6 protein-coding genes and 3 pseudogenes are annotated in these 5,481 nt (G+C 68.7%); 7 read left to right on the forward strand and 2 right to left on the reverse strand.

Features of this window, described 5'->3' with window-relative positions; all coding sequences use genetic code 11:
- The first annotated feature begins 107 nt into the window (after nucleotides 1-107).
- From O3Q52_RS48100 to O3Q52_RS48115, 4 genes and pseudogenes are all read left to right on the forward strand, one after another.
- Complete coding sequence (locus O3Q52_RS48100; protein ID WP_269654779.1) at nucleotides 108-566, forward strand: hypothetical protein; 459 nt, start codon at nucleotides 108-110, stop codon at nucleotides 564-566.
- Between the two features lie 46 nt (nucleotides 567-612).
- Nucleotides 613-786, forward strand: a pseudogene (locus tag O3Q52_RS48105) (NAD(P)H dehydrogenase); the annotation flags it as partial.
- Between the two features lie 117 nt (nucleotides 787-903).
- Nucleotides 904-1,623, forward strand: coding sequence for an SDR family NAD(P)-dependent oxidoreductase (locus tag O3Q52_RS48110; protein WP_269654780.1), 720 nt, complete (start codon nucleotides 904-906; stop codon nucleotides 1,621-1,623).
- A 213-nt stretch (nucleotides 1,624-1,836) separates the two neighbouring features.
- A pseudogene (locus O3Q52_RS48115) lies at nucleotides 1,837-2,331 on the forward strand (Tn3 family transposase); the annotation flags it as partial.
- A gap of 229 nt (nucleotides 2,332-2,560) precedes the next feature.
- On the opposite strand, the gene O3Q52_RS48120 reads toward O3Q52_RS48115, so the two are convergent.
- Complete coding sequence (locus O3Q52_RS48120) at nucleotides 2,561-3,130, reverse strand: TetR/AcrR family transcriptional regulator (RefSeq protein ID WP_269654781.1); 570 nt, start codon at nucleotides 3,128-3,130, stop codon at nucleotides 2,561-2,563.
- A 53-nt stretch (nucleotides 3,131-3,183) separates the two neighbouring features.
- On the opposite strand from O3Q52_RS48120, the gene O3Q52_RS48125 reads away from it, so the two are divergent.
- From O3Q52_RS48125 to O3Q52_RS48135, 3 genes are all read left to right on the forward strand, one after another.
- Nucleotides 3,184-4,107, forward strand: coding sequence for an aldo/keto reductase (locus O3Q52_RS48125; RefSeq protein ID WP_266586894.1), 924 nt, complete (start codon nucleotides 3,184-3,186; stop codon nucleotides 4,105-4,107).
- A 38-nt stretch (nucleotides 4,108-4,145) separates the two neighbouring features.
- Complete coding sequence (locus O3Q52_RS48130) at nucleotides 4,146-4,352, forward strand: hypothetical protein (RefSeq protein ID WP_266588558.1); 207 nt, start codon at nucleotides 4,146-4,148, stop codon at nucleotides 4,350-4,352.
- Between the two features lie 63 nt (nucleotides 4,353-4,415).
- Nucleotides 4,416-4,664 carry a hypothetical protein gene (locus O3Q52_RS48135; protein WP_266586896.1) on the forward strand — a complete coding sequence of 83 codons (249 nt, stop codon included), beginning with the start codon at nucleotides 4,416-4,418 and terminating at the stop codon, nucleotides 4,662-4,664.
- A 99-nt stretch (nucleotides 4,665-4,763) separates the two neighbouring features.
- On the opposite strand, the pseudogene O3Q52_RS48140 reads toward O3Q52_RS48135, so the two are convergent.
- Nucleotides 4,764-5,481 (reverse strand): annotated as a pseudogene (locus O3Q52_RS48140) (hypothetical protein); the annotation flags it as partial.

The following is a 5,481-nucleotide window of genomic DNA, read 5'->3' on the forward strand; positions in this document are numbered from 1 at the left end:
TGGGACGCGTACACCAAACGCGACCAGGCCGAGATCGTCCACACCGCCCCCGGCGGCACCCGGTGAACACCTCCGGCACACCCGCGGCGAACACGGCCACGCCACCCATGGTGAAGATCTTCCGAGCCGCCAACAAGGTCGTACGGCCGCTGCTCGCCTCCCGCTTCCACAAGCCGCTGAGCGGACGCCTGATGCTGCTCACCTACAACGGGCACAAAACGGGTCGCGAATTCACGGTCCCCATCGGCTACTTCGACTGGGATCCCGGCACGGTACTCGCCATGTCCTCCCAGCTCAGCTGGATCCCCAGCATGCGCCAAGGGGCCACCGTCCGGCTGCGCATCCGGGGCCAGGACCACGCCGCCGTCCCCATGGTCGTCGAGGACCCTGAGAAAGTCGCCGCCCTGCTGGGTGAGTTCGGCCGACGCAAAGGACCCAAGGCCGCCAAGGGACTGATGCTCGGCCTCCCAGGCGACCGGCAACCCACCGACGACGAGCTGCGCACGGCCGCCGCGAAGACCCGCTTGGTCTGCTTCCGGGTGGAGCCCGAGCGGCCGGGCCGGTAGCACTTGTGAAGCGCCGGTTGCACATCGCCCGGCCCGGGGAAAGCCCCCCGGCTTCACCAACCCCGTCAAGTTCACCGACGGCAACCCCTACGGAACCTCGCACGTGACCGGTGCCCAGGGAGAGATCCCCGTCGACAGCACGGCCCGCGTCTCTGGCGCCTACCAGGGCAAGCGGATCGCCAACGTCGCCAGGACCCTCAAGGCCGGCCGCGCGGCGTGACGCTCACCCGGGCGGGGGCCGGAAAAGAAGTCCCGGGCACCGTGCCACGAGGCGCGGGACCGGAAGTTCGCAACAAAGGAGTTTCTGACAGCAGTTCCCCAGACACACACGGACCGCGTGGCCGTTGTCACCGGCGCCGGACGCGGCATCGGCCAGGCCATCGCCGTCGACCTCGCCGCACGCGGCGCGAGCGTCGTCGCGGTCGACCTCAACAGCCCCGAGGAAACCGTCGCCTTGCTCGCCGACAAAGGACACCCGGTGCTGGGTCTCACAGGCGACGTGTCCAATCCCGACCAGACCGCGGCCGTGGGCAAGGAGGTCGCCGACCGGTTCGGGCGGGCGGACATCCTGGTCAACAACGCCGGCATTTGCCCCTTCCTCGACATCGAGGAGCTGGACTACGACACCTGGCGGCGCGTCATCGCGGTCAACCTCGACTCGCAGTTCCTCATGGTCAAGGCCCTGCTGCCGACCATGAAGAAGAGCGGCTGGGGCCGCATCGTCAACGTGACCTCCAACTCAATCGTCACCAACGCGCCCGGCATGTCCCACTACATGGCGAGCAAGATGGGCAACATCGGCTTCAGCCGCGGACTGGCCAACGACCTCGCCCCGTTCGGCATCACCGTCAACGCGGTCGGCGCGACCCTGACCATCACACCCGGCGTCCTGAATGCCCACCCGCAGGAAGCCCTCACGGCGGCCGCACAGTCCCAGGCCATCAAGCGCAACGGGCTGCCGGAAGACTTGACCGGCACCATTGCCTTCCTCACCAGCGACGACGCTGCCTTCGTGACTGGCCAGACCATCATGGCCGACGGCGGCTACGCCCGCTGATCCACGTTGAGCGGCCGTAGGCGCGCTGGTCGCAAGCGCCACCCGCACCGAGGCGCGGCTGCGGATCGCGACCTGGATCACCGGCTTCTACAACGGCCGTCGGCTACACAGCGTGTGTGGATATCAGAGCCGATCGACTACGAGCACGACCACCAGGCCAACTCCGCCTTGGAGCTGGCCGCAAAGAAAAGAAGATCTCCACAGTTCGAGGGGATTGACACCGGGGTGGTGCGCGCGTACGACGTGATCCGGATGCTGTCGAGGGACGGGCGGCCGACCCCGCTGGGGGACGCGATCGCGCACTACGGGCGGATCGCCAAGTCCCTGCACATCCTGCGGCTGGCCGACGAGCCCGGCTACCGCCGCCAGATCAAGGCGCAGGCCAACCTCCAGGAGGGCCGCCACGCACTCGCCCGGAAGATCTTCCACGGCTGCTCGGGGCAGCTCTACCAGCGCTGCCAGGACGGTGTGGAGGACCAGCTCGGCGCGCTCGGCCTGGTCCTCAACGCCGTCGTCCTCTTCAACACGAGGTACATGGACGCCGCGGTGAACCAACTGCGGGCGGACGGGTTCGACGTCCGCGACGAGGACGTCGCCCGCCTCTCGCCGTTCGTGCGACGGCACATCAACATGCTGGGCCGGTACTCGTTCAAGCTGCCCGGCGGTATGCGCCCGCTGCGCGACAAGGACGCTGCCGACGACGAGTGAGGTCGTACGGCGGCGCGTCGTGGTCGCCACCATCTTGACCTAGGCGTCCGTGCTGGCCAGAGCCCCGCAGCTGGTTCCGCGAGTCGTCACACCGGCCCGGGGCCGCTACGGCTTCGCGGACCCGCTCGGCGGCCCGTCGGCGGGCCCGGTACGCCTTCTGTCGGCAGGCGGGGCGGTCGTAGAGGGCGTCCCGGCGGTGGCCGCGACGGCGGCGTACCCCCACGGTCGGTCAGCGGGCGGTGAGCCCGGTGAGCAGGAGGGCGAGCCATCGGGCGCGGGCGGTGGGTGGCTGGTCGGCGGGGAGGGTGGAGAGCATCAGGTACAGGTCGTCGAGGGTGAAGTCGGCGCGCAGACCGCCCTGGGCTTGTGCGGTGCGGATGAGTGGACCGAGAGCCTGGGTGACGCGGGTCTCCACCTCCTGCTTGGCGGGGTGGGCTGCGTGGTCGGCGCCGAGCGCGTACGCGGCTGCTTTGACGGCGCGGTTGTGGGCGACGGTGTCCATCACGCGGCTGAGGAAGCCGGTGAGCTCCGCCATGGCGGGTGAACCCTGGCTCTCGCGTTGCAGGCACTCTTCGGCGTCGTCGGCGAGTGTTTCGAACGAGGTGGCGACCACGGCTGTGACCAGGTCGCTCTTGTTCGGGAAGTGCTTGTACAGGGTGCCGACCGCGACGCCCGCGGCAGCGGCGATCTGCTCCATCGACACCTCGGGCCCGTGCTCGGTGATCTGCTCATGCGCCGCGGTCATGATCCGGGTGCGGTTGCGGGCCGCGTCGGCACGCAGCGGTCGGGGTGAGGTCATGGAGCCCTCCGGGACCATTTGACGAAAGGTGAATGGTGCTTCACTCTATCGGCATGGCGATCATGACACGTGCCCTCGGGCACACCGACACGGACGTGACCATCCTCGGCTACGGCGCTATGGAACTGGGCGGGCTGCGCAGGGGGCCAGAACTGACCGACGAGGACGCCGGCCGGCTGCTCAACGCGGTCCTCGACGGCGGCATCAACCTGATCGACACCTCGCCCGACTACGGCCGCAGCGAAGAGCTCATCGGCACGCACCTCGCCCACCGCAGGGACGAGTTCTTTCTCGCCTCCAAGTGTGGCTGCCCGATCGAGCCGCCCGCCGACACGCCGCCGCCCTACCCGCACGACTACAGCCAGGCGAACGTCCGCGCCGATGTCGAGCAGTCGCTGCGCCGGCTCCGGACCGATCGCCTCGACCTGGTCCAGGTGCACATGTCACCGAGCCGGGCCACGCTCGAAGAGAACCGCACCGTCGAGATGCTCAAGGAACTACAGGCCGAGGGCAAGGTCCGCTTCATCGGCATGTCGGGCATCCTGCCCAACCTGCCCGACCACCTTGCGATGAACGTCTTCGACGCTTTTCAGATCCCTTACTCGGCCGTGCAACGCGATCACGAGAACCTCATTACCGAGGCGGCGGACAAGGGCACCGGCACGCTCATCCGCGGCGGGGCCGCTCGCGGCGCGGCGTCGCAGGAGAAGAACTGGACCGTCGGTCCGCTCGCCCAGCAGCCGGGTGTCGGCCAGCGCAACTGGGAGACGTCGGGCATCGAGGACCTCATCGACCAGGCAGGCATCGACAAGCAGGAGTTCATCCTCCGCTTCACGCTCAGCCACCCCGGCCTGTCTACCACGATCGTCGGCACCGCGAACCCGGCCCACCTGGCGGGCAACATCGCCATCGCGGAAAAGGGCCCGCTACCGTCCGACCTCTACGAGGAAGCCAAGAAGCGCCTCCCGATGGGGTAAAACTTGCCGGTGTGAGCGAGTGGGTGCTGCACCTGGACATGGACCAGTTCCTCGCCGCCGTCGAGCAACTGCGTCACCCGGAGCTACGCGGGAAGCCAGTCGTGGTCGGTGGGGACGGCGACCCGACCAAGCGCGGCGTGGTATCGACCGCGTCTTACGAGGCACGGGTACGTCGTCGTCGTTGCCCTCGTCCCGCTCCTGTTGGAACGCGGTACACCTCACCAGCCAGGCCGCCTGGGCCCTAGGAGGTCCGGTGGGTAGCCCTTTGCACGGAGCCAGGCGTCAAGGGCGAGAGCGACGATGTCACCGTGAGGGATGTCGGTGTCGGCGTTGCAGCGGCGGATCCGGCGCTGGAACTGAAGAACTTCAGGGACGGCGTGGTTGAGCTGCCCTCGTTTGGTGTGCCGGTCTTTGATGACGTTCAGGGTGTCCGGGTGCGGCGTAAGAGCGTCGTCGGTTGGCTGGAACTCGGCGTCGAGGGCGTCGGCGATTTCACGCAGTCGGCGGGCGTAGGGGGAGTGATCAGGCACGAGAGCTGCTCCGGTCGGTCCGGCTAGGCGGATAGCTATCCGCCTACTGGGCTATTGGAATAGTCGGCACGAGGGGCGGCCGCACCTCGGCGTGGGTTGGCCGCCCCTCGTGCACTGCAGTCCGGCTCAGAAGCCGCGAGCGGTGAGCCACTCGTCCAACGCGACGGAGACGATGTCGCCGATCGGCAGGTGATCGAGTTCGTTGTCCAGTGCGAAGCGTTTGATCCGCCTCTTCAGCTTCAGTGCAGCGGGGACCGACGAGTCGAGGCTCTCGCGCGCGATGATGCGCTGGTTGAGAACGACGGCGGCCTCAGGAATGTCCTTGGGACGGCCGGATCCCTGAGCCCACGGTGTTCCTTCGCTGGCCGCTACTTGCGATTGCACGTCCTGTTCCTGGTGAGCCTGTGGAACATCGGTCCTCACCGGAAACCCGTTGCCGCCTGCCGCCGGAGGAGCTACCGGGCGAAGCGCCACCTCGGCGGCCGAGGCTGCGCCAGGGGCCGCGGACAGACCGTGCTGCGGAACGGGCTCGGTCGGCTGCGTGGGCTGGACCGCATGTGCTGCGGGCTCGGGAGCCGGGAGCACACGCGGCACCCGCGTCTCCATTGGCTCCCCAGCGGATTCCATCCTCGCCTCCGGGGCGCCGACGCCCAGCTGGCCAGCGTCTGGCTCCGGCACGAGGCCGCTCCGCGTGACCTCAACGGTCGGCTGGGTGGAGGGCTCCGCCACTTCGGGCGCCGTCTCGGTCCGGCCCCGTGCCGATGCCTCGGCGGGAACGGCGGAAGGTGCGGGCTGCACCTGCGGCTCGCTGGCAGGGGGATGGCCGTCGTCCTGGGGGGTGGCC

Origin of the sequence: Streptomyces sp. ActVer, assembly GCF_027270795.1 — a bacterium.
GTDB lineage: Bacteria > Actinomycetota > Actinomycetes > Streptomycetales > Streptomycetaceae > Streptomyces > Streptomyces umbrinus_A.

What these genes read in the sequence shown, in the direction of transcription:
- O3Q52_RS48100 (WP_269654779.1), top strand. Translation starts at nt 108, where the DNA reads ATGGTGAAGATCTTCCGAGCCGCCAACAAGGTCGTACGGCCGCTGCTC.
- O3Q52_RS48120 (WP_269654781.1), bottom strand. Translation starts at nt 3,130, where the DNA reads ATGACCTCACCCCGACCGCTGCGTGCCGACGCGGCCCGCAACCGCACC.
- O3Q52_RS48125 (WP_266586894.1), top strand. Translation starts at nt 3,184, where the DNA reads ATGGCGATCATGACACGTGCCCTCGGGCACACCGACACGGACGTGACC.
- O3Q52_RS48130 (WP_266588558.1), top strand. Translation starts at nt 4,146, where the DNA reads ATGGACCAGTTCCTCGCCGCCGTCGAGCAACTGCGTCACCCGGAGCTA.